A 24,571-nucleotide genomic window follows, 5' to 3' on the forward strand; every position below is an offset into this window, starting at 1 on the left:
CGCTCCTCAGAACGACGATCCCGGTTTGCGCAGGAAATCCTGCTCTTCTTCGGTAGACACACGTCCCAACGCCGCGTTGCGATGTGGAAACCGCCCAAACCGTTCGATGACCGCCGCGTGTCTGGCTGCGGCCTGGTAGTAACTTGCGATTCTCTTCGGCTGCGCTTCGAACGGTTTGAACAGCCGCAGCGATTCACGCTGACCGGCAAGCGACTCGTCGTGCTCGAACGGCAAATAAGCAAAGGCACGATGAAGCAGGGTCGGCAGAAGCTGGTCTGCACCGTTTGCGATCATTTGCCTGGCAATCCTCAGCGCATGGGCATCGCCAGCGAATGCTCGCGCTGTTCCGCGATATAGATTGCGTGAAAACTGATCGAGCACGATAACGAGCGCAAGACCCCCAAGCGGTGTAACGGCCCACGCGTCCAAGGCTCCCTGCGCAGCGAGCTCGAGCAGTTCACCGAAGCGCTGGTGCAGCATGGCGTCGAACGCGGCATCGCGCTTGAACCACAGCTTTCTGTCCTGCCCATACGTAACGGAATCCGGCGCGCCAAACCAGCAGTCCAACACCACTCGCGCCCGCTCGTCGAGCGCGGCGTAATCGGCTGCGGCGTCATAGGCGAAGGAACCAGACAGCCCGCTCATCTGACGTGTCTCCCCTTCCAATCAATCCGGCCGATTCCGCATCCAGTCGGCCGTATCAAAGAACGAGTGCAGCAGGCGCTCACGCAGCGGCTCGTCCAGTCCCACGTCCTGCATCGCCCACGCCATACACCGCAGCCACTGATCGCGCTCACTCGAAGCAATCGCAAACGGCAGATGCCGGGCACGCAGACGCGGATGGCCGAAGCGGCTGATGTAATGGTCCGGGCCACCGAGCCAGCCGCACAGGAACCAGAAGAACTTGTCGCGCGAGCCGTCGAGGGTCGGCGGATGCAGCGCTCGGATCCCCGCGAATTCGGGCTCGAGGTCCATCAGGTCGTAGAAACGGTCGATGAGTTCGCGCACGCGCGTCTCGCCGCCCACCAGTTCGAAGGCCGTCGGTTGCGCTGGCGCTTCGTCGATCGGATCGGTCATACGGTCAACTGCTATCTGCAAAAGGAATCGAAGAAAGAACTGCCCGGTCACTGCCGCTCAGGTATCACGCATCACGCAGCGATTGCAACGCGGGACGGGCCAGCACATGACGCAGGCTCAACCAGCCGCCCACACCCGCGCAAGCGATGCCTGCTGCGATACCGGCAGGCAGCAGCCACGGGTCGAAGTTCAGGTAGAAGAAAAACACCCGCGTCGCGAGTTGCCAGCCCACCACTTCAGCGCCTGCCGCCGCCATCAGCCCAGCCAGCGCCCCTACCGCGACGAACTCCGCCACCTGCACGGCGCGCACCTGCCGATGCGACGCACCGAGCGCGCGCAGCAGCGCGGATTCTCGCATACGCTCGTCGCGCGTGCCCGCGAGCGCCGCGTACAGCACCAGCACACCCGCGGCGAGCGTGAAGGCAAACAGGAATTGCACCGCGCCGATCACCTGCTCCAGCATGCGTTGCATCTGCGCGAGAATCGGGCCCACATCGATGGCCGTGAGATTCGGATAGGCACCGATCAGACCATCGATCGTGGCGCTCTTCTCAGGCGGCAAGTGGAAACTCGTGATGAAGCTGGCCGGGAAATCCTGCAACGCAGCAGGCGGCATCAACACGAAAAAGTTGACCTTGAACGAACCCCAGTCGAGCTTGCGGATGCTCGTCACCGGCGCATCGATCTGCAAACCGGTCACGTCGAAGCGCAGCGTGTCGCCAGCCTTCACGTGGATCGTTTTCGCGAGCCCTTCCTCGATCGAAATCTGCGGCGCCTTCGTGTCGCCGTACCACTTACCCGCGACGATCCGATTGTCGTCGGGCAGACTCGTCGTGTACGACAGGTTGAATTCGCGGTCGACGAGGCGCTTGGCATCGTCGCTCTTGTACTGGTCCGGATTAATGGGCTTGCCGTTGATCGCAATCAGCCGCCCGCGCACCATCGGCGAAAGCGCCGCATCGGGCACGTCGTGGCTCTTGAGGTACTGCGTCACCCCTGCACGCTGGTCGGGCTGGATGTCGATGATGAACTGGTTGGGTGCGTCGGGCGGCGTCGATTTGCGCCAGCCGTCCACCAGATCGTTGCGTGTCATTGCAATCAACAGCAGACACATGAGGCCGATACCGAGTGCCGTGATCTGCAACGCGCTGGCGCTGCTGCGCCGCTCGAGCGAGGCCAGCGCATAGCGCCAGCCAATGCCGGCATTGACGCGTTCGCTACGCACGATGCGCGCGGCGCCCCACAACGCGAGACGGGCGATCAAGGCAAAAACCAGCAGGCCGCCGGCAAAGCCGCCAGCGACGATCCCGCCAAGCTTCACTTCGCCGGCCGCCACGATCAGCAGTGCAGCGAACAGCACGATTCCCAGGGCATACGCGGCCCATGCCGTGCGCGCCTCCTCGCCCCATTCGCGGCGCAGCACGCGCACCGGCGGCACACGCGTCAACGGCAACAACGGCGGCAACGCGAAGCCGAGCAGCAGCACGAGACCCGCCGCAATCCCTTCGACCGCGGGCCACGCGCCCGGATACGGCAGCACTACGTCGATCAACGTGCCCAGCCAGCTCAGCAACGCCAGATGTCCCGCATAGCCAAGCAGCACGCCGATTGCTCCGCCAAGCAGACCGAGTCCGAGAAACTCCAGCAGAAACAGCGAACGCAGCGTGCGCTGACTGACACCGAGACAGCGCATCGCCGCGCAGCCATCGAGATGGCGCCGCATGTAGCGGTGCGAAGCCATCGCAATCGCGACCGCCGCCAGCATCGCGGTGAGCAGCGACACCAGGGTCAGAAAATGTCCCGCGCGATCGAGCGTTTCGCGCACCTGCGGCTGACCGTCCTTCAGCGATTCGAGCGCGACGCCGCGCATCTTGCCGTCGTCGACGCGGGCATGCGAAAAAGCGGCAAACTTCTCGACCGCCGGGCGCGCACCCGCCACCAGCAACCGGTACGTCACGCGGCTGCCGAACACGATCAAACCGGTGGACTTGAGCTCATCGTCACGCAGCATCAACCGTGGCGAAAAATTGACGAAGCCGAAGCCGCGGTCCAGTTCACGCGTGATGATCGCGGCGATCGTGAACGTGCGGTTGCCGACCCTCACCGTATCGCCGACATGCACCTTCAACGCGTCGAGCAGCGCCTGATCGACCCACACCGTGCCGGGCGCGGGAATCCCTCGCGCCTCGTGATCGGGCGCGTTCGGTGCAGTCGTAATGCGCAGCGCGCCACGCAGCGGATACGCCGATGTAACGGCTTTGAGCGCCGCCAGCCGCGAGACCGGCTGGGCGCCCATCGTACTGATCATGCTGGGGAAAATGGCGGTGTTCGCCATCTGCAGGCCAAGCGATTTGGCCTCGGTGCTGAATTGCGGATCGACGGGATGATCGGAGCGCACGATGAAGTCGGCGCCGATCATTCGCCGCGCATCGCGCTCAAGCCCCAGATGTAATCGGTCGGCGAGAAAGCCGACGCTCGAGAGGGCCGCCACGGCCAGCACCAGCGCCAGCAGCAGCATCGTCAACTCGCCTGCGCGCCAGTCGCGGGCGGTCATCCGCACGGCCTGACGCACCAGATCGCCCCCGCTAAAACGACGCCCCGGCGCGGCGCGGACGACGGCCGCTGGCGGCGCCGGCGATACTCGTGCCGAATCGCTCAATCGTGCCGACTCCTGGCGAAGCGCGACACCATATGGGTCGCCATGCCGCGAAAGCCGCCCTGCACGCCGCGCCACAGACGCGGCAACACCCAGGCCGCCAGCATCAGAAAGCCGACCATCAGCAACAGGAACAGCACCGGGACGAAGAGCGCCAGCAACAAACCGCCGAACACGAGCCCATCCTCGGCGGTCGAGGTCACGATGTTCGAAACCGGCTCAGGCGAGAGGTTGATCAGCGCGCGCGTACCAGCCTTCGCCAGATGCGCGGTACCGGCCAACGTGCCGCCGGCGAGCGCCGCCACGGTCAGCAGCGCCGGATCGGCATGGCCGAGCGCACCGGCAGCCAGCACGGCACCGGCGGGAATCCGGATAAAGGTGTGAATCGCGTCCCAGAGGGAATCGAAAGCAGGAATTTTGTCGGCCAGAAACTCGGTGACCGTCAGCACAGCCGCCACCCCGATCACCCATGGCGAGGCCAGCACGGACAAGGTATCGGGAAGATGGACGAGACCGAGGCGCGCAAACACGCCGGCTAACAGGACGGTCAGATAGAGACGGAGGCCACTGCCCCAGGACAGGCCCGCCGCTAGCGAGAGAGGTTCAAGCATGGCAGCCTCCAGGCACGTTGCGCGTGCCGGGCGCTTCTGCCACTGCGGACACCCGCTGCAGCGAAGCTGTCAGACCCGCGCCAAGCCGGACGCGGGACAGATTAAATTGAGATCGACTTCATTATAGCCACGTTAATTCGCAGACCGCAGAGCAGACTGCAATTTCAGGCTCTAATATCCGCGAAAACCGGCTATAGACTGCAAAACGAGCAGTCAGGGGGCCGTTTTAATGGCCGGAGGAGAGTTTGAGTCCGATCAGGCCGATCACAATCAGGGACGCGCTGGCCACCCGCGCCACCGTCAACGCTTCGCCCATTATGACGATGCCAAAAATAAACGCGCCCACAGCGCCGATTCCGGTCCACACCGCGTAGGCGGTGCCAAGCGGCAACTGGCGCATGGCGATGGCGAGCAGCGCAAAGCTGCCGAGGGAAGTCACGACCGTGAACACGGACGGCCACAGCTTGGTAAAGCCTTCGGAGGTCTTGAGACCGGCTGCCCACGCAACTTCGAGCAAACCGGCAATCAGCAGAAGAAACCAGGACATGAAACGACTCCATGATTCAGATGGGGCCGTCCCCGTTCGATGCAGATGCGCAAGGTCGTCCTTACGATCTGTAATTATATCAAGATTGGGCGCTCCTATGCGGCTCCAACCAGCCGGTATCCGACCCCCGTCTCGGTAACGATATGTTCCGGTTGCGCCGGGTCGCGCTCGAGCTTCTGCCGCAAATGGGCCATATAGATGCGCAGATAGTGATGGCTCTCCACATGCGACGGCCCCCACACATCGCGCAGCAACTGCCGGTGCGTGAGCACCCGGCCGGCATGCCGCACCAATGTGGCAAGGAGCCGGTATTCGATCGGCGTCAGATGGATCGCGGCGCCGTCGCGGCTCACCTGCCGCAACGCCAGGTCGACCGTCACCGCCCCGAAATGCACCTGCGGTGATTCATTGGCGCCGCCCTGGTTGCGCCGGCGCATATGGGCGCGAATCCGCGCCAGCAACTCCGACACGCCAAACGGTTTGGTCAGATAATCGTCGGCACCGGCGTCGAGCGCGGCCACCTTTTCGGTCTCCTGGGTTCGCGCCGACAGCACGATCACCGGCAGGTCGCTCCAGCCGCGCAGTTCGCGGATCACGTCGAGCCCGTCGGTATCGGGCAGGCCGAGATCGACGATCACGAGGTCGGGCTTGCGCGTCGCGGCTTCCACGAGCCCTTGCTTGCCGGTCTCGGCGTCATGGACGACGATACCCTCGCCTTCCAGCGAGGCACGCACGAAACGGCGAATCTGTTTTTCGTCTTCGATCAGGACGACGGTGATGCTCGGGTCACTCATGGGTAGGCTTTGAAGTCTGCTTGGGGTACGGCTCGGGGGACATCCCCTCGTCGTTATCTTCCTGCACGTCGGGCGCAGGCGGAGGCGTCTCCACCGGCAGATTGAACCAGAAGCGCGCGCCTTCGACATGGCCGTCGCGCGCCACCCGGTTCATTGCGCCGATAGTACCGCCATGGGCTTCGACAATGGCCCGGCAAATCGCCAGGCCCAAACCGATACCAGGCTTGGCCGACTCTTTCTCGCCGCGGGTAAATTTTTCGAACACGCGCGCTTCCATGCCGACGGGCAGCCCCGGGCCGGTATCGTCGACGGTCACGCGGACGAACGGCTTGCCGTCCTCGTCGATGATGTCCGCGCCGATCGTGAGCGGAGTATCGGCCGGCGTGTACTTCGCTGCGTTCTCGAACAGGTTCGAGAAGAGCCGCTCCATCAGCACTGCGTCGAGTTGCAGCAGCGGCAGATCGGGCGCCAGTTTCACCTGCACCGGGTGTTTCGCGAGCACGCGCCGGCATGCGCGCAGCGCGGCGCCCACGGTTTCTTCGAGCAGCGACCACTGGCGGTTCAGTTGCAGACCGCCCGCCTGCAGACGCGCCATGTCGAGCAGATTGGTGACGATGCCGGTCATGCGCAGCGCCTCCTCGTGGATCGCTTCCACAAGTTCGTCGCCAGGCTGCTTGACCGCCTGGCCCTCGCGGGTCTGCGCAAGCATTGACGAAAAGCCGACAATCGTCGTCAGCGGCGTGCGCAGATCGTGCGAAATGGCCGACAGCAACGAATTGCGCAAGCGCTCCGACTCCATGTTGACGAGCGCGTCACGCGCGATGTCGACGTAGTGCACCCGCTCCACGGCGAGCGCAATCTGCGCGGCAAACGCGTCGAGCATGCGCTGCTGCTCCGGCACGGCAAGCTCACGCTCGTCGCGCATCACCACCGCCAGCACGCCGCGCGTGCGCATCGGCGCCTTCAGCGGCAAATACAGTGCAGTGGCGGCCGGCAGCGTATCGGTGCCATGACCGGCCGGCTTCTGCTGGTCATACACCCACTGGCCGACGTCGATATCGAGCGATTCGCCTTCGAGCGTGATCGCTGCATCCGGATCTTCGATCTTCTGCTTCACCTGATCCGCACTATCCGGCAACAGGATCGCGACGCGCGCGCCGAACACTTCGCTCACATGGCGGCTGCCGATGCCGACGATCTGCTCCATCGTCAGCGCCGCGGCCAGCTCGCGCGCCATCGCGTACATTGCGCCAGTGCGCTGTTCGCGACGCCGCGCGACGCTCGCCTCCCGGCGCAGGCTCGACGTCAGATGGCTGATCACCAGCGAGGTCAGCAGCATGCCGAAGAAGGTCAGCAGATACTGGGTGTCGGACACCGAGAACGACATGCGCGGCGGCACGAAAAAGTAATCGAACGCCGCCACGCTGACAAACGACTGCACCACGCCCGGCCCGCGTCCCAGTTTGACCGCGGTGAAGATCACCCCGAGCAGGTACAGCATCACGAGATTGGTCAGGTCGATATGGGCGAACAGCTGGCTGGCCACTGCGGTGATGCCCGCGCAGATCGCGAGTGCCCAACCATACGCACCTGGCGGCGAACGCCGTTCGCGAGCCGCGGAGAGTGCCTCGCGCCACGCGTTCACGCCTTCGTCGGCGATCGTGCGGCGTTCGAGGCCGTCGCGTTCCGACGACGCGCGAATCAAGGTCAAGTCGAGATCGCCGGCCTTCTCCGCGATGCGATCGCCAAGCGGGCGGCGCAGCAAGCGCGCTACACCGATACGCGCCGACGCTCCTGCTACCAGCTTCGAGACGTTGCGCACGCGCGCATAACTGATCAATGCGGAGACAGCATCGGCGCCCGCGAGCGTGGCGGTTTCCGCGCCGAGTTCGGCGGCAAGCCGCAACGCGTTGAGCGTGCGCTCACGACGCGCTTCCGGCAGCCGTTGCAGCTTCGGTGTCTCGACATACACGGCCAGCCAGTCGGCTTTCAGACTGGAGGCAAGACGGGCCGCGGCGCGCACCAGAATCGGCGCTTCGGGACCTGGGCCCACGCACACCAGCAGCCGGTCGCGCGCCTGCCAGATACGTTGAATCGAACGATCGGCGCGGTACTCACGCATCTGCGCGTCGACCCGGTCCGCCGTGCGGCGCAGCGCCAGTTCACGCAGCGCGATCAGGTTACCCTTGCGAAAGAAGTTGCGCACCGCGCGCTCGGCCTGCTGCGCCAGATAAACCTTGCCGTCGCGCATCCGGTCGAGCAGTTCCTCGGCCGGCAAGTCGACCAGCGTGACTTCGTCGGCACGGTCGAACACGCGGTCAGGCACCGTCTCCCATACGCGGATGCCGGTGATCTGTCCGACCACATCATTAAGGCTTTCGAGGTGTTGAACGTTGACCGTCGTGTAGACGTCGATGCCGGCATCGAGCAGTTCGTAGACGTCCTGCCAGCGCTTCAGATGGCGTGCGCCCTGCACGTTCGAATGCGCGAGTTCGTCGACGAGGATCAGTTGCGGCTTGCGGGCGAGCGCGGCGTCGAGATCGAATTCTCCGAGCTTGCGGCCGCGGTATTCGATATGCGCGAGCGGCAAAACCTCAAGCCCCTCGAGCAGCGCTGCGGTCTCACCACGGCCATGCGTTTCGGCGATGCCGACCAGCACATCCACGCCTTCGTCGCTGCGCCGCTTTGCGGCCTGCAACATCGCATACGTTTTGCCCACACCCGCCGACGCACCGAAGAATATCTTCAGCTTGCCGCGCTGGCGTTTTTCTTCGTCGCGTTGCAGCTTGTCGAGCAACTCGTCTGGATCGGGTCGGTTCATGCGGTGTGGTTAGTTATGGTTCTGTTCTGTTCGATCATACAGCGCGCTCTACAAAAGCCAAAGACGGCGCCAAACCAGCCGCCGTCCTTGTCACGACTACAGACTTAGCCTTGATGCGCAGCGTCGAGCGCGAGATTGAGCTCCAGCACGTTGACGCGAGCTTCACCGAGCACGCCGAACTGACGGCCGCTGGTGTAGCGGTCGACCAGCGCCTGCACGTCATTCGGCGACATCTTGCGCGCCTTCGCGACACGGTCGATCTGGTAAGCCGCCGCAGCCGGGCTGATTTCCGGATCAAGGCCGCTACCCGACGAGGTCACGAGGTCGACCGGTACCGGCTTCGACATATCGGTACCCGCCGCCTTCAACGCGTCGAGACGGCCTTTGACTTCATCCGACAACGCCGGGTTGGTCGGTCCGATGTTGGAGCCACCCGAACTCGTCGGGTCATACGGTTTCGGACTAATGGCCGACAGACGGCCCCAGAAGTACTGCGGCGCATCGAACTGCTGGCCGATCAGCTTCGAGCCGACCACCTTGCCGTTCTGCTCGATCATGCTGCCGTTGGCCTGATCGTGGAACGCAGCCTGGCCCACGGCCGTCATTACAGCGGGGTAAGCGAGTCCCGTGATCGCCGCCAGCACGACAAAGATCACGATAAGCGGACGAAAAAGTTTCATGATTGGCAATCCTTTTAGACGCAGCCGGCAGCCCACGCCGCCGGCCGCTGCCTGTTAAACCCAGCCGAACGCGGCCAGTACCATGTCGATCAGCTTGATGCCGATAAACGGCACGATGATCCCGCCCAGGCCATATATCAGCAGATTGCGGCGCAGCAGGATCGAAGCACCGAGCGGCCGGTACTTCACGCCCTTCAGTGCCAGCGGAATCAGCAGCACGATGATCAGCGCGTTAAAAATCACCGCCGACATGATCGCCGAGGCCGGCGTCGCCAGATGCATCACGTTCAGCGCGTTCAGCGCCGGATACGTCGTAGCGAACGCAGCTGGAATGATGGCGAAGTATTTGGCGACGTCGTTGGCAATCGAGAACGTCGTCAGCGAGCCGCGCGTCATCAGCATCTGCTTGCCGATTTCGACGATCTCGATCAGCTTGGTCGGGTTCGAATCGAGGTCGACCATGTTGCCGGCTTCCTTCGCCGCCTGCGTGCCGGTATTCATCGCCACTGCGACGTCGGCTTGCGCCAGTGCCGGGGCGTCGTTGGTACCGTCACCGGTCATCGCCACCAGCTTGCCTTCGGCCTGGTGCGCGCGGATCGTCGTCAGCTTGGCTTCCGGGGTGGCTTCCGCCAGGAAGTCATCCACGCCTGCTTCGGCTGCAATCGCGGCCGCCGTCAGACGGTTGTCGCCCGTCACCATGACGGTCTTGATCCCCATCTTGCGCAGCTCGGCGAAACGTTCCTTGATGCCACCCTTGACGATGTCCTTCAGCTCGATCACGCCAAGGACGCGTGCACCGTGCTCACCCTTCTCGGCTACCACCAGCGGCGTGCTGCCGCGGCGTGCCACTTCGGCTACCGCGTTGTTCACTTCCGCCGGATAGCGGCCACCGTTTGCTTCGACGTAGGTCTTGACGGCGTCGGCCGCGCCCTTGCGGATTTCGCGGCCAGGCAGATCCACACCGCTCATCCGCGTTTGCGCGGTGAAGGCGAGGAAGGTTGCCTGCAACGAAGCCATGTCGCGAGCGCGGATGTTGAAGCGCTGCTTGGCGAGCACGACGATACTGCGGCCTTCCGGCGTTTCGTCAGACAACGACGAGAGTTGCGCAGCATCGGCAAGCGCTTCTTCAGTCACGCCCGGCGCCGGCACGAAGGTCGAAGCCTGACGGTTACCGAGCGTGATCGTGCCGGTCTTGTCGAGCAGCAGCACGTCGACGTCACCAGCCGCTTCCACCGCACGGCCCGACGTCGCGATCACGTTGGCCTGCATCATGCGGCTCATACCGGCCACACCGATGGCGGACAGCAGGCCGCCGATCGTGGTCGGAATCAGACACACCAGCAGTGCCACGAGCGCGGTGACGCTCACCACCTGGCCAGCCTTGGCGGCTTCGACGGAGAAGATCGAGAACGGCAGCAGCGTCGCGGTAGCGAGCAGCATCACGATGGTCAGCGCGACCAGCAGAATCGTCAGTGCGATTTCATTCGGCGTCTTTTGACGCTTCGCGCCTTCGACCATCGCAATCATGCGGTCGAGGAAGGCTTCGCCCGGATTCGCCGTAACGCGCACGACGATCCAGTCGGACAGCACGCGCGTGCCGCCCGTTACCGACGAAAAATCGCCGCCCGATTCGCGGATCACCGGTGCGGATTCGCCGGTAATTGCTGACTCGTCCACCGATGCCACACCTTCGATCACTTCGCCGTCAGCCGGGATCACGTCGTTGGTTTCCACCAGTACGACGTCGCCCTTGCGCAGATCGGAAGCCGTCATGATGCGGATCGGCGACTTCGGATGCGGCTCGTTGAGCTTTTTGGCCATCACGTCTTTCTTCGCACTGCGCAGCGACGCAGCCTGGGCCTTGGAACGGCCTTCAGCGAGCGCTTCCGCGAAGTTGGCAAAGAGCACCGTGAACCACAGCCACAGCGACACCGCGAGGATGAACCCCGCAGGCGCTTCGGCCTGGCCGCCCAGCGCGGCGATCCAGAGGATCGTCGTCAGAATGCTGCCGACATACACGCAAAACATCACCGGGTTGCGAAACTGGGTGCGTGGCGTGAGTTTCTTGAATGAGTCCACGATCGCCGGACGCACTAGCGCCGGATCGAACATGGACCGCGTTGCATTATGTTCAGTCATTGAAGCCTCGTTTTTTCCTGGTTGCCCGGATCAATGGCCGGCGATCATCAACAGATGTTCGACGCCTGGGCCAAGAGCGAGCGCAGGCACGTACGTCAGTGCGCCGACGAGCAGCACGGTGCCAAGCAGCAGCACCACAAACAGCGGACCATGCGTAGGCAGCGTGCCGCCGGTGACAGCCAGGCGTTTCTTGGCTGCCAGCGAGCCGGCAATCGCCAGCACCGGCACGATCGTGCCGAAGCGGCCAAACCACATCGCGATCGCCGTCAGCCAGTTGTAGAACGGCGTATTCACCGACAGTCCCGCGAACGCGCTACCGTTGTTGTTTGCAGCCGAGCTGAACGCGTAGAGAATTTCCGAGAAGCCGTGCGGACCGGGGTTGGCGATACCGGCCTTGCCCGCATCGCTCAGCACTGCGATCGAGGTCCCCACGAGCACCAGCAGCGGCGTGAGCAGCACGACGATCGACACCATCTTCATCTCATACGCTTCAATCTTCTTGCCGACATATTCAGGCGTACGACCGATCATCAGGCCTGCGACGAACACGGCGAGCAGCGCGAACACGAGCATCCCGTACATACCGGAGCCCACACCGCCGAAGATCACTTCGCCCAACTGGATCAGCAACATCGGGTAGAGGCCGCCGAGCGGGGTCAGCGAGTCATGCGTGTTGTCGACTGCACCGCACGACGCCGCCGTCGTGGCGACCGTAAAGATGCCCGACTGCGCGATGCCGAAGCGCGTTTCCTTGCCTTCCATGTTGCCGCCCGACTGCAGCGCATTGGCGGACTGATCGACATGCAGTGCGGTAAAGGCCGGGTTGCCTGCCTGCTCGGCGCTGATTTCACCCACCACACAGGCGGTGAAGGCAATCGTCATCACGGCAAGTACCGCGATACCCTGCCTGCGGTCCGCGATCATCCGTCCGAACACCAGAGCCAGCGCCGCGGGAATGATAAGGATCGCGACGATCTGCAGGAAGTTGCTGAACGGCGTCGGATTTTCGTACGGATGCGCCGAGTTCGCGTTGAAGAAGCCGCCACCGTTGGTGCCGAGCATCTTGATCGCTTCCTGCGATGCCACCGGGCCCATCGCGATAGTCTGCGTCGTCAGCTTGGTGTCGACCGTCACCGCATTACCCTTCGCATCCTTCACCGGGTTGCCTTGTGCGTCGAGCTTCGGCGCGGCATAGGTAGTGGTTTGCAGGGTCGGCACGTCCTGATATGCCTTGAAGTTCTGGATCACGCCCTGGCTCATCAGCAACGCGGCGATGATGGCCGCCATCGGCATAAGCACGTACAGCGTTGCCCGTGTGATGTCGACCCAGAAGTTACCGATGGTCTGCGCCGTGTGCCGGGCAAAGCCACGAATCAGCGCGATCACCACGGCGATGGCTGTGGCTGCGGACAGGAAGTTCTGCACCGTGAAGCCAAGCATCTGCGTCAGATAGCCGGTGGTCTGCTCAGGCGTGTAATCCTGCCAGTTGGTGTTGGTGACGAAGCTGACAGCCGTATTGAAGGCGCTGTCGACCGACATCGGACCGAACTGCTGCGGGTTGCCTGGGAGCCAGCCCTGCACGCGCAATATCAGGTACAGGAATAGCGTGCCGAGCGCATTCAACGCGATGGTGGCGATCGCATAATGCTTCCAGCTCATCTCGGCCGACGAATCGACGCCGGCGATGCGATACAGCACGCGCTCGAGCGGACCGCCGAAGCGGACCACGCGGGAGGTGCCATCCATCACGCGCGTGATATAGCGCGAGACCGGTACGGCGAGTGCAAGCAGCACGACCAGATAAATGACCGTTTGAAGGACATTGTTCGAGTTCATTCAATGTCCTCCGCGCGCAGCAGCGCATAGACCAGGTATATGAAAAGCAGCGCAGTGGCAGCGCCCGATAACCACAGAATCCAGGTCATGAGCGTGCTCCCTGGCCACGCCGGAACTGCATCAACTTCTCGCAGCCGGCAATCAAAGCAAAGGTCAGCGCTGCAAATAGCACCATCCCCCCGACATACAGCACATCCATTTGTGTTCTCCAGTAGCGGACTTTGGATGGGTAGAACGTTATGCCGATCGGCGTAAAGTCCTGGTCAAAGATGGCAGGGGCGATGTAAAAAATGTGTAAACGAAAAAGGCCGTTCCGGTGTGGCTGGAACGGCCTGGCGCGCGTGGGGGCTGGCTTTTACGGCGGAGAGACCATGCTCGTGCGGAGCGTGGTGCGGCGCGGAATTTTTATGGCGCCGCTATTACACCTTGATGCGGACTGCGGCTACGGCAGCAGCACCGTCGAACCGGTGGTGCGGCGGCTTTCCAGTTCGGTGTGCGCCTTCCCGACTTCGGACAGCGGATAGCGCTGGTTGATGCTGGTCTTGACCTTGCCCGACACCAATACGTCGAACAGCTCCGCCGACATCGCCTCGTAATCGCTCCGCTTACCGATGTACGTAAACAGGGTCGGCCGGGTGAAGAAGAGCGACCCGCGTCCGGCGAACTCGGAGGAATCGATCGGCGGCAGCGGACCCGACGCATTGCCGAAGCTCACGAACAGGCCGAGTGGTGCGAGGCAGTCGAGCGAGGCGGTAAACGTGTCCTTGCCGATCGAGTCGTAGACAACCGGCACGCCCGCGCCGTTGGTGATCTCGCGCACGCGCTTGGTGAAATTCTCGCGCGTGTAGACGATGGGGTGATCGCAGCCATGCGCTTTGGCGATCTCCGCCTTTTCGTCCGAGCCGACCGTGCCGATCACCGTCGCGCCCAGCGCCTTTGCCCATTGGCACGCCAGCAGGCCGACGCCGCCAGCAGCCGCCTGGATCAGGATCGTGTCGCCTGCCTTAACCGGATAGGTCCGCCGCAACAGATACTGCGCGGTCAAGCCCTGCAGCATCACCGAGGCGGCCTGCTCGTAGCTCAGCGCATCCGGCAGCTTGACGACCTGAACCGCGGGCAACACGCGCTCCTGGGCATAGGCGCCCGGCGGACGCGCCACATACGCGACCCGGTCGCCGGTCTTCAGACCCGTCACGCCGGCGCCCACCGCCGTGATCTCGCCGGCCGCTTCCATGCCGAGACCGCCCGGCAGCGGCAAGGGGTACAAACCGGTACGGAAATAGACGTCGATATAGTTCAGGCCGACCGCATGCTGCCTGATGCGGATCTCGCCATTACCCGGCTCCCCTACCTCGACATCGACCCACTTCATCACCTCGGGGCCGCCTGTCTTATCGAAACGAATTGCCTTGACCATGATGTTTCCTGTCGACGTACAAGTTATCTGCGATGAGTGAATTCGAGGTGCGAATCTCAGACCTTCTCCGCGAGCCGCAAGGTCAGGACGTCAAGAATCATCCGCGCCGTCGAAATGTTGGTCGCACACGGCACGTTGTGGACGTCGCAGGCGCGCACCAGCGCGTTGATATCCGGTTCGTGTGGCTGCGGCGTCATCGGATCGCGCAGGAAGATCACCATATCGACGCGACCTTCGGCGAGTTGCGCACCGATCTGCAGATCGCCGCCGTGCGGGCCGGACAGCATTCGCTCGACGTTCAGCCCATGCTTGTCCGCGATTCGCGAGCCGGTCGTGCCCGTTGCAACAATGTCGCAACGCCGTAGCGTGTCGACGTATTCGCCGGCAAGCTGGACGATGGCGTCCTTTTTGTGGTCGTGCGCAATCAGCGCGATGCGGGTCGTCATGAGGGACTCAATCTCCAGATCCAGATGTGTTGTTGTGGTTGTGATTTCGGGGTGTGGCGCTGAAACAGCGACCGCTCACAAGGTGCCCGGATAGGCGCCGCCATCCAGCAGCCAGTTCTGCCCGGTGATGTAGCCGGCATGCACGCTGCACAGAAACGCGCAGGCGCGGCCGAATTCATCGCGATTGCCGAAACGGCCCGCCGGAATCGACGCCATGCGCTGCTTGCGTGTTTCTTCCACGGACAGGTGTTGGGCCTTCGCCTGAGCGTTGATGGTCGTGGCAATGCGGTCGGTGTCGAACAGTCCCGGCAGCAGGTTGTTGACCGTCACGCCGTCGCGCGCCACCTTGCGCGCGAGGCCGGCGACGAAACCGGTCAGACCTGAGCGGGCGCCGTTCGAGAGACCCAGCACGTCGATCGGCGCCTTCACCGCCGAACTCGTGATGTTGACGATGCGGCCGAAGCCGCGCGCGATCATCGGATCGATGGTGGCGCGGATCAGTTCGATCGGCGTCAGCATGTTCGATTCAAGCGCGCGGATCCAGTCGTCGTGCGTGAAGTTACGGAAGTCGCCGGGCGGCGGCCCACCTGCGTTGTTCACGAGGATGTCCGGCTCTGGACATGCGGCGAGCGCAGCCGCGTGCCCTTCCGGCGTGGTGATGTCGCACGCCACGGTCTTGACCTTGACGCCGGTTTTGGCGCGGATTTCGGCGGCGGTGGCCTCGAGCGTCTCCGCCGTGCGGGCGACGATCACCAGATTCACGCCCTCGGCGGCCAGCGCTTCCGCACAGCCGCGGCCGAGCCCCTTGCTGGCCGCGCAGACCAGCGCGGTACGTCCTGCGATTCCCATGTCCATCTGCCCATCCTCCTCTATCTCTTCCTGATCCTATGACGGCGCGGCGGAGCCTCAGAAAGGGCAACGCCACGACTGCCGCTTGCGCCCGAGCGGACGGTTTCCCCCGATTCTAGAAGAAACGGTGCCTGACTGCCGACGGCCCCCGCAATCTCCGGTATCTTCGGGCAGCAGTTTCGGTAAACTTGCAGCGCGTGGCGAGCCCACCTGCCGGTTCTGCCGGTTAAACGGGCCGCCGACCGATTCCTCTTGCCGCCGCTAGCGCTCCCGCCATGACACAGGACAGCCGTTTCCCCAATCTTTTCATCCTCGATCACCCGCTGATCCAGCACAAGCTGTCGCATATGCGCGACCGGGACACCTCGACGCGCACCTTCCGCGAGTTGCTGCGCGAGATCACGCTGCTGATGGGCTATGAGATCACCCGCAACCTGCCCATGACCACGCGACGCGTCACCACCCCGCTGCTCGAGATCGATGCACCGGTGATCGCTGGCAAGAAACTGGCGATCGTGCCGGTGCTGCGGGCCGGCGTCGGCATGTCCGACGGCCTGCTGGAGCTGATTCCGTCGGCCCGCGTCGGCCATATCGGCGTGTACCGGGCGGACGACCACCGGCCGGTCGAGTATCTGGTGCGGCTGCCGGATCTGGAAGACCGGATTTTCATCCTGTGCGATCCGATGGTGGCGACCGGCTACTCGGCGGTGCATGCCGTGGATGTGCTCAAGCGCCGCGGCGTGCCGGGCGAAAACATCATGTTCCTCGCGCTGGTGGCCGCGCCGGAAGGCGTGCAGGTGTTCCAGGACGCGCACGCGGACGTGAAACTTTACGTAGCGTCGCTCGATTCGCATCTGAACGAACACGCGTATATCGTGCCGGGGCTGGGCGATGCGGGTGACCGGCTGTTTGGGACGAAGAACTGAGTTTGAAAGAGTCGCAGCGGCGCTAAATTGGCGCCGCAACCCCAACAGGCACGCTCTTTCGCGTCGCCACCCCTCTGCCGCACCCCCGCGGCATGATAAAATTCGCATCCGCTCATCAAGCGGCTCAACTTGCACAATCGCCCGGCGCATCACGCCTTTGCGGGGTCCGCGGGACCCAGTTCAGACCGGTCCGGTCCGATTGCCGGGCGCTTCAGGTTCAAGATGAAATGGGTCGGACATCGCGGTCCGGCAGCGCGGTTTGACATCGAGGCGCGCCTTCCCAAGCGCCCGACATCGCAACGACAATTGCACTATGCGTGCGCCCCGCAGGCGCGCGCGACGGAGAAAGGTATGGCGGGTCATTCGAAATGGGCCAACATCAAGCATAAAAAAGCAGCGACCGATGCCAAGCGCGGCAAGATCTGGACGCGGCTCATCAAGGAAATTCAAGTCGCTGCCCGCATGGGCGGAGGCGAAATCGACACGAACCCGCGTCTGCGGCTCGCCGTCGAAAAGGCGTATGACGCCAACATGCCGAAAGACAACGTCAATCGCGCCATCCAGCGTGGCGTTGGCGGCGTCGACGGCGCAAGCTACGAAGAAATCCGCTACGAAGGCTACGGCATCGGCGGCGCGGCAGTGATCGTCGACACCATGACGGACAACCGCATCCGCACCGTCGCGGAAGTACGTCACGCGTTCTCCAAGAACGGCGGCAACATGGGCACGGACGGCTCGGTGGCGTTCATGTTCGATCACGTCGGCCAGTTCCTGTTCGCGCCGGGCACGCCCGAAGACAAGCTGATGGAAGCAGCCCTCGAAGCCGGCGCCGACGACGTGGTGACGAACGAGGACGGCAGTATCGAAGTGCTGTGCCCGCCGAACGATTTCCCGAAGGTGAAGACTGCGCTCGAAGCCGCCGGCTTCAAGGCGGAACTGGCTGAGGTGACGATGAAACCTCAGACGGAAGTGGAGTTCACCGGCGACGACGCGGTGAAGATGCAAAAGCTGCTCGACGCACTCGAAAATCTGGACGACGTGCAGGAAGTCTATACAAACGCTGCCATCGCCGGCGAATGAGCGCCGCGCGGGCGCGCCATGCGTGGCGCCCGCAGGCTGTCGCGGTGCGTAGCACGCGTCTTGCATGAAGTCCTTTGCCGGTGCTGTCGGTCGCTGTGTCCCGCTGTCTGCCGTCTTTGCTTTGCCAACGTTTTTTGCAAACCAGCTGCACGTCAGGCGTCTTTTTGTGCCGGCGTCACAGGTTAGCCGTTCGCCTTGTGCGAACCTTGTGGATATTCACGGCCGGCGCCGCCAATGCGCCGGTCGTTCATGGTTTTTAAGTCTTCGGGGAATCACATGAAGTTACTCGTCGTCGGGTCCGGCGGTCGCGAACATGCGCTCGCATGGAAGCTCGCGCAATCGCCGCGAGTCCAGCTCGTCTACGTGGCACCTGGCAACGGCGGCACCGCCCAGGACGAGCGTCTGCGCAACGTCGACATCACCGAGCCGGCTGCGCTCGCCGATTTTGTCGAGAAGGAACAGATCGCCTTCACGCTGGTGGGGCCGGAAGGGCCGCTCGCAGCGGGCATCGTCAATCTGTTCCGCTCGCGCGGCCTGAAGATTTTCGGGCCCACGAAGGAAGCTGCGCAGCTCGAAAGCTCGAAAGACTTCGCCAAGGCGTTCATGAAGCGTCATGCGATCCCGACGGCCGAATACGAAACCTTCGCAGATGTCGCTGCCGCCCACGCCTACCTCGACACCAAGGGTGCGCCGATCGTCATCAAGGCCGACGGCCTCGCCGCCGGCAAGGGCGTGGTGGTCGCGCTGACGCTCGAAGAAGCGCACGCCGCGGTCGACATGATGCTGTCGGACAACAAGCTTGGCGATGCCGGCGCACGCGTCGTGATCGAAGAATTCCTCGCTGGCGAAGAGGCGAGTTTCATCGTGATGGTGGACGGCAAGCATGTGTTGCCGCTTGCCTCGAGCCAGGACCACAAGCGGCTGCTCGACGGCGATCAGGGCCCGAATACGGGCGGCATGGGCGCCTATTCGCCCGCGCCGATCGTCACGCCACAACTGCACGCCCGCGTGATGCGCGAAATCATTCTGCCGACCGTGCAGGGCATGGAGAAGGAAGGCATCCGCTTCACCGGTTTCCTGTATGCGGGCCTGATGATCGACGCCCACGGCAACCCGAAGACGCTCGAATTCAACTGCCGCATGGGCGACCCCGAAACGCAGCCGATCATGGCGCGTCTGAAGGGCGACTACTCGAAGGTGGTGGAGCAGGCGATCGCCGGCACGCTCGACACGGTCGAACTGGAATGGGACCGCCGCACCGCGCTCGGCGTGGTGTTGGCTGCGCACAACTATCCGGACAGCCCGCGCAAGGGCGACCGGATCAGCGATATTCCGGCCGAGACCGACGATTCGGTAACGTTCCACGCCGGCACCACCCTGGCCGACGGCAAGCTGACCACCTCGGGCGGCCGGGTGCTATGCGTGGTGGGGCTGGCGGATTCGGTGCGCAGCGCGCAATCTGTGGCCTACGAGACGATCAACCAGATTTCGTTCGACGGCATGCAATATCGTCACGACATCGGCTATCGTGCGCTGAACCGCAAACATAGCTGAGCCACATCGCAACCCGACGAACCCGCGGCGCGCCCTGCGCGCCGCCCCAGCACCTGCATTCATGACGGATTCGAACTACGACGTACAGGCTGTACGTAGCTGGCTGCAAGGCCTGCAGACGCACATCGCCGAGACGCTCGGCGCGTTCGACGGCACCCCGTTCGCCACCGACGCCTGGCAGCGCGCCCCCGGCGAGAAGCTGCGCGGGGGCGGCATCACGCGGATTCTGGAAGGCGGCCAGTTCTTCGAGCGCGCCGGAATCGGCTTCTCCGACGTCGCCGGCGACGCACTGCCGGGCTCGGCGAGCGCCGCCCGCCCGCAGCTCGCCGGACGCGGTTTCGAAGCAATGGGCGTGTCGCTCGTGCTGCACCCGCACAATCCGTACTGCCCGACCGTGCATATGAACGTGCGCCTGCTGATCGCCACCAAGGCAGGCGAAGCACCGGTGTTCTGGTTCGGCGGCGGCATGGATCTGACGCCGTACTATGGCTTCGAGGAAGATGCACAGCATTTCCATGGCGTCTGCCGCGACGCGCTGCAGCCCTATGGCGCCGAGCTGTATCCGCGCTTCAAGCGCTGGTGCGACGAGTATTTCTTCCTCAAGCACCGCAACGAAGCGCGTGGTATCGGCGGGATTTTCTTCGACGATTTCTCGGAGCCGGGCTTCGAGCAATCGTTCGCGATGCTGAAAAGCGTGGGTGACGGGTTCCTCAAAGCGTACCTGCCGATCATCGAAAAGCGCCGCAACATTCCGTACGGCGAGGCCGAGCGCGAATTCCAGGCATACCGGCGCGGCCGCTATGTTGAGTTCAACCTGGTCTTCGACCGTGGCACACTGTTTGGGCTACAGAGCGGCGGACGCACCGAGTCGATCCTGATGTCGATGCCGCCTGTGGTGAACTGGCGCTACAACTGGCAGCCGGAGCCCGGCACGCCCGAAGCACGCCTTTACAGCGATTTCCTCGTGCCGCGCGAGTGGGTCTGAAGAGCGCTGAACGCATCGATGCGCACCAAGGGCCACTGAAGGCCTGGGCTACCCGCCGGCCTCGCCGCCCGCTAGCGCCGTCACGACAAAGGATTCTCACCTGAACGCGAACGCTCACCCTGTTGCCCTGCCCCGCCGGATCGGCCTGCTGGGCGGCACCTTCGACCCGATTCACGACGGCCATCTGGCGCTTGCGCGCCGCTTTGCCGAGGTGCTGCAGCTCACCGAGCTGGTGCTGCTGCCAGCCGGCCAGCCTTGGCAGAAGCCGGATGTCTCGCCGGCCGCCGACCGCCTGGCGATGACCCGAGCCGCAGCCGGCTCGCTGGAGCTACCGGGCGTAAAGGTGAGCGTCGCCACCGACGAGATCGAACACGACGGCCCCACCTACACGGTGGAGACGCTGCAACGCTGGCGCGAGAAGGAAGGTTCGCAGGCATCGCTGTCGCTGCTGATCGGCGCCGACCAGCTCGTGCGGCTCGATACCTGGCGCGAGTGGCACCGTTTGTTCGAGTTCGCGCATATCTGCGCGTCGACCCGCCCCGGCTTCGAGCTCGCCTCGATCCCGCCGCCGGTCACCGCCGAAATCGCCGCACGCCAGGCTGACGCCAGCGTGCTGCAAGCAACACCCAGTGGTCATCTGCTGATCGATACCACGCTGGCCTTCGACGTTTCGGCCACCGATATCCGCGCGCATCTGCGCGAACGTCTAGCTCAGCATGCCGGCGGCCAGCAACAGAACGAGGCCGCGAGCCATGTCCCCACCGCGGTGTGGGACTATATTCTTCAACACCATCTGTACCACCGGTAACCCCATGGATATTCGCAAACTACAACGCACGATCGTCGACGCCCTTGAAGACGTGAAAGCGCAAGACATCAAGGTGTTCAACACCAGCCATCTGACCGGACTGTTCGACCGCGTGATCGTCGCCTCCGGCACCTCGAACCGTCAGACCAAGGCGCTCGCTTCCAGCGTGCGTGAAAAGGTCAAGGAAAACGGCGGCGAAATCATCAGCACGGAAGGTGAAGACGTGGGCGAATGGGTGCTGGTCGATTGCGGCGACGCGGTCGTGCACATCCTGCAACCGGCGCTGCGCCAGTACTACAACCTCGAAGAAATCTGGGGCGACAAGCCCGTGCGCATCAAGCTGACGAGCTCGAGCCCGTTCGGCGGTGCCAGCGCCAGCGAGCCGCTCGATGAAGACGAAGAGGACGAACCGGCCGCCAAGCCGGCTCGCAAGACGCCGGCGCGCCGTCGATAAGTACGTGGGTGAGCACGAGAGCGGTTTGCTGTACGTAACGTTGACCATCCGTCAGCGATTACATCCGCGAGTGCGTCCGCAATCACATCCGTAATGAAACTGCACATCCTCGCCGTCGGCCACAAGATGCCGGACTGGATCGCCACCGGCTTCGACGAGTACGCGAAGCGCATGCCGCCCGAGCTGCGTATCGAGTTGCGCGAGATCAAGCCCGAACAGCGATCGTCGGGGCGTCCCGCCGAGAGCGTGATGGCGGCGGAGCGGTTGAAGATCGAAGCCGCGTTGCCGAAGAACGCGCGCATTGTCGCGCTCGACGAACGCGGCAAGGACTGGACCACCATGCAGCTTGCCGCCGCGCTGCCCGGCTGGCAGCAGGATGGACGCGACGTGGCGTTCCTGATCGGCGGCGCCGATGGACTCGACCCCGATCTCAAGGCGCGCGCCGACATGCTGTTGCGCGTCTCCAGCCTGACGCTGCCGCACGCCATGGTGCGTGTGCTGCTTGCCGAACAGCTTTACCGCGCGTGGACCATCACGCAAAATCACCCCTATCACCGCGTGTGAGCGGCTGAGGTAAGCGCCTACGGCTGTCCGGACATTCCGGCGCACCTTTTGTTTAGTCGCTTGCGTCTTGCGTATATGCCACCTGCGCGCCGCGGTCATACGCGCTTTTCCGAATGTGCCTTTGATGTGCCCGGTGAATGCGCGCCGTTCGCGTATGCCGTACGCTGTTCACGCGCGACCTCAAAACCAACCCATGCCCGACTGAGACCCTTTATGGCAACGCCCGCTGCTGCACTCCATTCGTTCGTCTATCTCGCCTCCCAAAGTCCGCGCCGCCAGGAGCTGCTGCAACAGCTAGGCGTGCGCTACGAGCTGCTGCTGCCCCGCCCCGACGAAGACGCCGAAGCGCTCGAAGCCGAGTTGGCCGGCGAGCTTGCACACGACTACGTAGTGCGCGTGTGCCAGGCCAAAGCGCAAGCGGCACGTGCGCGCCTGGTCGCGGGCGCTCATGTGTCTGCGCCGATCCTCGTTGCGGACACAACCGTCACGATCGATGACGCGATTCTCGGCAAGCCCACCGATGCCGACGACGCGCTCGCCATGCTCACGCGCCTCGCCGGACGCGAACACGAGGTGCTGACGGCGCTGGCCGTGGTCGATGCGAACGGGGCGCTGCTGCCGGCTGCGTTGTCGGTATCGCGCGTGCGTTTTGCTGCAGTGCAGGCGGGCGCCCTGCAACACTATGTGGACAGCGGCGAGCCGTTCGGCAAAGCAGGAGCGTACGGCGTACAGGGGCGTGCCGCGGAGTTTATCGAACGTATCGAAGGGTCCTATTCAGGTATCATGGGTTTGCCTCTTTTTGAAACCGCTGCACTCCTGCGTGCGGCGCGCATCGACTTCTAGAACAACACCATGAATGAAGAAATCCTGATCAATGTCACGCCGCAGGAAACGCGCGTCGCGCTGGTCCAGCAAGGCGCCGTCCAGGAACTTCACGTCGAACGCACACTGTCGCGCGGACGCGTCGGCAACGTCTATCTCGGCAAGGTCGTTCGCGTGTTGCCGGGCATGCAATCCGCTTTTATCGATATAGGCCTCGAGCGCGCAGCGTTCCTGCACGTGGCCGACATCTGGCATCCGCGCCTCGCGGGCGAACCGCAGCATCAGGCGCCGCATCAGCCGATCGAAAAGATCGTCTTCGAAGGTCAGACCTTGATGGTCCAGGTCGTCAAAGATCCGATTGGCACCAAGGGCGCGCGGCTGTCCACGCAGGTCAGTATCGCGGGGCGCACACTCGTTTATCTGCCGCAGGAACCGCATATCGGGATTTCGCAGAAGATCGAAAGCGAAGCAGAACGCGAAGCGATTCGCGCCCGGCTGACTGCCGTGTTGCCCGCTGATGAGAAAGGCGGCTACATCGTGCGCACGATCGCCGAGGACTCCACCAGCGAGGAACTGGCCAGCGACGTGGCATATCTGCGCAAGACGTGGACGACGATTCTCTCGCAGGGTCAGCGCATGCCGCCGACGAGCCTGCTGTATCAGGATCTGAATCTGGCTCAACGCGTGCTGCGCGATTTTGTAAACGATGAGACGTCGCGCATTCAGGTCGATTCGCGCGAGACGTTCCAGATGCTGTCCGATTTCGCGGCGGAATTTACGCCCGCGGTGTCATCGAAGCTGCATCACTACGCGGGCGAACGGCCCCTCTACGATCTCTACAACATCGAGACCGAAATTCAGCGGGCATTGTCGCGGCGCGTGGATCTGAAGTCGGGCGGGTATCTCGTCATCGATCAGACTGAAGCAATGACGACCATCGACGTGAACACCGGTGGCTACGTCGGCGCGCGTAACTTCGACGATACGATTTTCAAAACCAACCTCGAAGCTGCGCATACGATCGCGCGGCAGTTGCGCCTGCGCAATCTGGGCGGCGTGATCATCATCGACTTCATCGACATGGAGAACGTCGAACATCGCGACCAGGTGTTGGGTGAACTGAAGAAGGCGCTGTCGCGCGACCGCACGCGGGTGACGGTCAACGGGTTTTCGCAGCTTGGGCTCGTGGAGATGACGCGTAAGCGGACTCGCGAGTCGCTGGCGCATGTGCTTTGCGAACCGTGTCCGGTGTGTCAGGGTAAGGGGCAGGTCAAGACCGCACGGACTGTTTGCTACGACGTGCTGCGCGAGATTCTGCGTGAGTCGCGGCAGTTCAATCCGCGTGAGTTTCGCGTGGTGGCTTCGCAGCAGGTGATTGATCTATTCCTCGAGGAGGAGTCGCAACATTTGGCGATGCTGATCGATTTCATCGGCAAGCCGGTGTCGCTGCAGGTGGAGTCGAATTTGAGCCAGGAGCAGTACGACATCGTGCTGATGTAGTTCAA

24 protein-coding genes are annotated in these 24,571 nt (G+C 63.4%); 9 read left to right on the top strand and 15 right to left on the bottom strand.

The features are described from left to right. Nucleotides 1–6: 6 nt before the first annotated feature. The 15 genes from P3T24_RS27060 to P3T24_RS27130 all read right to left on the bottom strand — a co-directional run bounded on the left by P3T24_RS27060 (nucleotide 7) and on the right by P3T24_RS27130 (nucleotide 15,879). A complete protein-coding gene (locus P3T24_RS27060) occupies nucleotides 7–645 on the bottom strand; it encodes a DUF924 family protein (RefSeq protein WP_429439469.1) in 639 nt (212 codons plus the stop codon). Nucleotides 646–666: 21 nt separating this feature from the next. Next, nucleotides 667–1,077, bottom strand: coding sequence for a group II truncated hemoglobin (locus tag P3T24_RS27065; protein ID WP_429408820.1), 411 nt, complete (start codon nucleotides 1,075–1,077; stop codon nucleotides 667–669). Nucleotides 1,078–1,141: 64 nt separating this feature from the next. After that, a complete protein-coding gene (locus tag P3T24_RS27070) occupies nucleotides 1,142–3,631 on the bottom strand; it encodes an ABC transporter permease (RefSeq protein ID WP_429439786.1) in 2,490 nt (829 codons plus the stop codon). Nucleotides 3,632–3,732: 101 nt separating this feature from the next. Then, entirely contained in the window at nucleotides 3,733–4,344 is a 612-nt protein-coding gene (locus tag P3T24_RS27075; protein ID WP_074265334.1) for a DUF4126 domain-containing protein, read from the bottom strand. A gap of 226 nt (nucleotides 4,345–4,570) precedes the next feature. Further along, nucleotides 4,571–4,891, bottom strand: a complete 321-nt coding sequence (gene sugE, locus P3T24_RS27080; RefSeq protein ID WP_074265335.1) for a quaternary ammonium compound efflux SMR transporter SugE — start codon at nucleotides 4,889–4,891, stop codon at nucleotides 4,571–4,573. A gap of 95 nt (nucleotides 4,892–4,986) precedes the next feature. Beyond that, complete coding sequence (gene kdpE, locus P3T24_RS27085) at nucleotides 4,987–5,685, bottom strand: two-component system response regulator KdpE (RefSeq protein ID WP_074265336.1); 699 nt, start codon at nucleotides 5,683–5,685, stop codon at nucleotides 4,987–4,989. Next, nucleotides 5,678–8,506 (bottom strand): DUF4118 domain-containing protein, encoded by a 2,829-nt coding sequence (locus tag P3T24_RS27090; protein ID WP_074265337.1) that lies wholly within the window; start codon nucleotides 8,504–8,506, stop codon nucleotides 5,678–5,680. The genes kdpE and P3T24_RS27090 overlap by 8 nt, the downstream gene beginning before the upstream one ends. Nucleotides 8,507–8,610: 104 nt before the next feature. Then, complete coding sequence (kdpC, locus tag P3T24_RS27095; RefSeq protein WP_143787615.1) at nucleotides 8,611–9,189, bottom strand: potassium-transporting ATPase subunit KdpC; 579 nt, start codon at nucleotides 9,187–9,189, stop codon at nucleotides 8,611–8,613. Nucleotides 9,190–9,240: 51 nt separating this feature from the next. Beyond that, on the bottom strand, nucleotides 9,241–11,325 hold the full coding sequence (gene kdpB, locus P3T24_RS27100; protein WP_429286228.1) for a potassium-transporting ATPase subunit KdpB: 2,085 nt from the start codon (nucleotides 11,323–11,325) through the stop codon (nucleotides 9,241–9,243). A gap of 30 nt (nucleotides 11,326–11,355) precedes the next feature. Beyond that, a complete protein-coding gene (kdpA, locus tag P3T24_RS27105; RefSeq protein ID WP_429408818.1) occupies nucleotides 11,356–13,161 on the bottom strand; it encodes a potassium-transporting ATPase subunit KdpA in 1,806 nt (601 codons plus the stop codon). Then, the gene (kdpF, locus tag P3T24_RS27110; protein ID WP_074265341.1) at nucleotides 13,158–13,250 is read right to left on the bottom strand and encodes a K(+)-transporting ATPase subunit F; all 93 of its coding nucleotides are present in this window, start codon (nucleotides 13,248–13,250) and stop codon (nucleotides 13,158–13,160) included. The genes kdpA and kdpF overlap by 4 nt, the downstream gene beginning before the upstream one ends. Next, nucleotides 13,247–13,360: a hypothetical protein gene (locus tag P3T24_RS27115; protein ID WP_063495261.1), complete on the bottom strand. Its 114-nt coding sequence runs from the start codon at nucleotides 13,358–13,360 to the stop codon at nucleotides 13,247–13,249. Before P3T24_RS27115 ends, kdpF begins: the two co-directional genes overlap by 4 nt. A gap of 243 nt (nucleotides 13,361–13,603) precedes the next feature. Further along, the gene (locus P3T24_RS27120; RefSeq protein WP_074265342.1) at nucleotides 13,604–14,578 is read right to left on the bottom strand and encodes a quinone oxidoreductase family protein; all 975 of its coding nucleotides are present in this window, start codon (nucleotides 14,576–14,578) and stop codon (nucleotides 13,604–13,606) included. A gap of 56 nt (nucleotides 14,579–14,634) precedes the next feature. Continuing rightward, nucleotides 14,635–15,024, bottom strand: a complete 390-nt coding sequence (locus tag P3T24_RS27125) for a methylglyoxal synthase (protein ID WP_429439473.1) — start codon at nucleotides 15,022–15,024, stop codon at nucleotides 14,635–14,637. 75 nt (nucleotides 15,025–15,099) lie between these two features. Further along, a complete protein-coding gene (locus tag P3T24_RS27130) occupies nucleotides 15,100–15,879 on the bottom strand; it encodes an SDR family oxidoreductase (RefSeq protein ID WP_429439476.1) in 780 nt (259 codons plus the stop codon). Between the two features lie 269 nt (nucleotides 15,880–16,148). Here P3T24_RS27130 and upp point away from each other — a divergent pair, with 269 nt between their 5' ends. The 9 genes from upp (at nucleotide 16,149) to rng (ending at nucleotide 24,566) form a co-directional block, all read left to right on the top strand. Continuing rightward, nucleotides 16,149–16,799: a uracil phosphoribosyltransferase gene (gene upp / locus P3T24_RS27135; protein ID WP_074265345.1), complete on the top strand. Its 651-nt coding sequence runs from the start codon at nucleotides 16,149–16,151 to the stop codon at nucleotides 16,797–16,799. Between the two features lie 351 nt (nucleotides 16,800–17,150). Beyond that, nucleotides 17,151–17,879: a YebC/PmpR family DNA-binding transcriptional regulator gene (locus P3T24_RS27140; RefSeq protein WP_074265346.1), complete on the top strand. Its 729-nt coding sequence runs from the start codon at nucleotides 17,151–17,153 to the stop codon at nucleotides 17,877–17,879. Nucleotides 17,880–18,155: 276 nt separating this feature from the next. Next, a complete protein-coding gene (gene purD / locus P3T24_RS27145) occupies nucleotides 18,156–19,433 on the top strand; it encodes a phosphoribosylamine--glycine ligase (RefSeq protein ID WP_074265347.1) in 1,278 nt (425 codons plus the stop codon). Nucleotides 19,434–19,494: 61 nt separating this feature from the next. Continuing rightward, entirely contained in the window at nucleotides 19,495–20,418 is a 924-nt protein-coding gene (gene hemF, locus P3T24_RS27150) for an oxygen-dependent coproporphyrinogen oxidase (protein ID WP_429286232.1), read from the top strand. A 100-nt stretch (nucleotides 20,419–20,518) separates the two neighbouring features. After that, on the top strand, nucleotides 20,519–21,226 hold the full coding sequence (locus P3T24_RS27155) for a nicotinate-nucleotide adenylyltransferase (protein WP_254368910.1): 708 nt from the start codon (nucleotides 20,519–20,521) through the stop codon (nucleotides 21,224–21,226). Between the two features lie 4 nt (nucleotides 21,227–21,230). Beyond that, nucleotides 21,231–21,680 carry a ribosome silencing factor gene (gene rsfS / locus P3T24_RS27160; protein WP_074265350.1) on the top strand — a complete coding sequence of 150 codons (450 nt, stop codon included), beginning with the start codon at nucleotides 21,231–21,233 and terminating at the stop codon, nucleotides 21,678–21,680. A gap of 93 nt (nucleotides 21,681–21,773) precedes the next feature. After that, nucleotides 21,774–22,244 (top strand): 23S rRNA (pseudouridine(1915)-N(3))-methyltransferase RlmH, encoded by a 471-nt coding sequence (gene rlmH / locus P3T24_RS27165; protein WP_429286233.1) that lies wholly within the window; start codon nucleotides 21,774–21,776, stop codon nucleotides 22,242–22,244. A 213-nt stretch (nucleotides 22,245–22,457) separates the two neighbouring features. Then, nucleotides 22,458–23,087, top strand: coding sequence for a Maf family protein (locus P3T24_RS27170; protein WP_429439479.1), 630 nt, complete (start codon nucleotides 22,458–22,460; stop codon nucleotides 23,085–23,087). A 9-nt stretch (nucleotides 23,088–23,096) separates the two neighbouring features. Beyond that, nucleotides 23,097–24,566: a ribonuclease G gene (gene rng / locus P3T24_RS27175; protein ID WP_074265353.1), complete on the top strand. Its 1,470-nt coding sequence runs from the start codon at nucleotides 23,097–23,099 to the stop codon at nucleotides 24,564–24,566. Nucleotides 24,567–24,571 lie beyond the last annotated feature (5 nt).

Source organism: Paraburkholderia sp. GAS33, assembly GCF_050436645.1.
Lineage (GTDB): Bacteria > Pseudomonadota > Gammaproteobacteria > Burkholderiales > Burkholderiaceae > Paraburkholderia > Paraburkholderia phenazinium_B.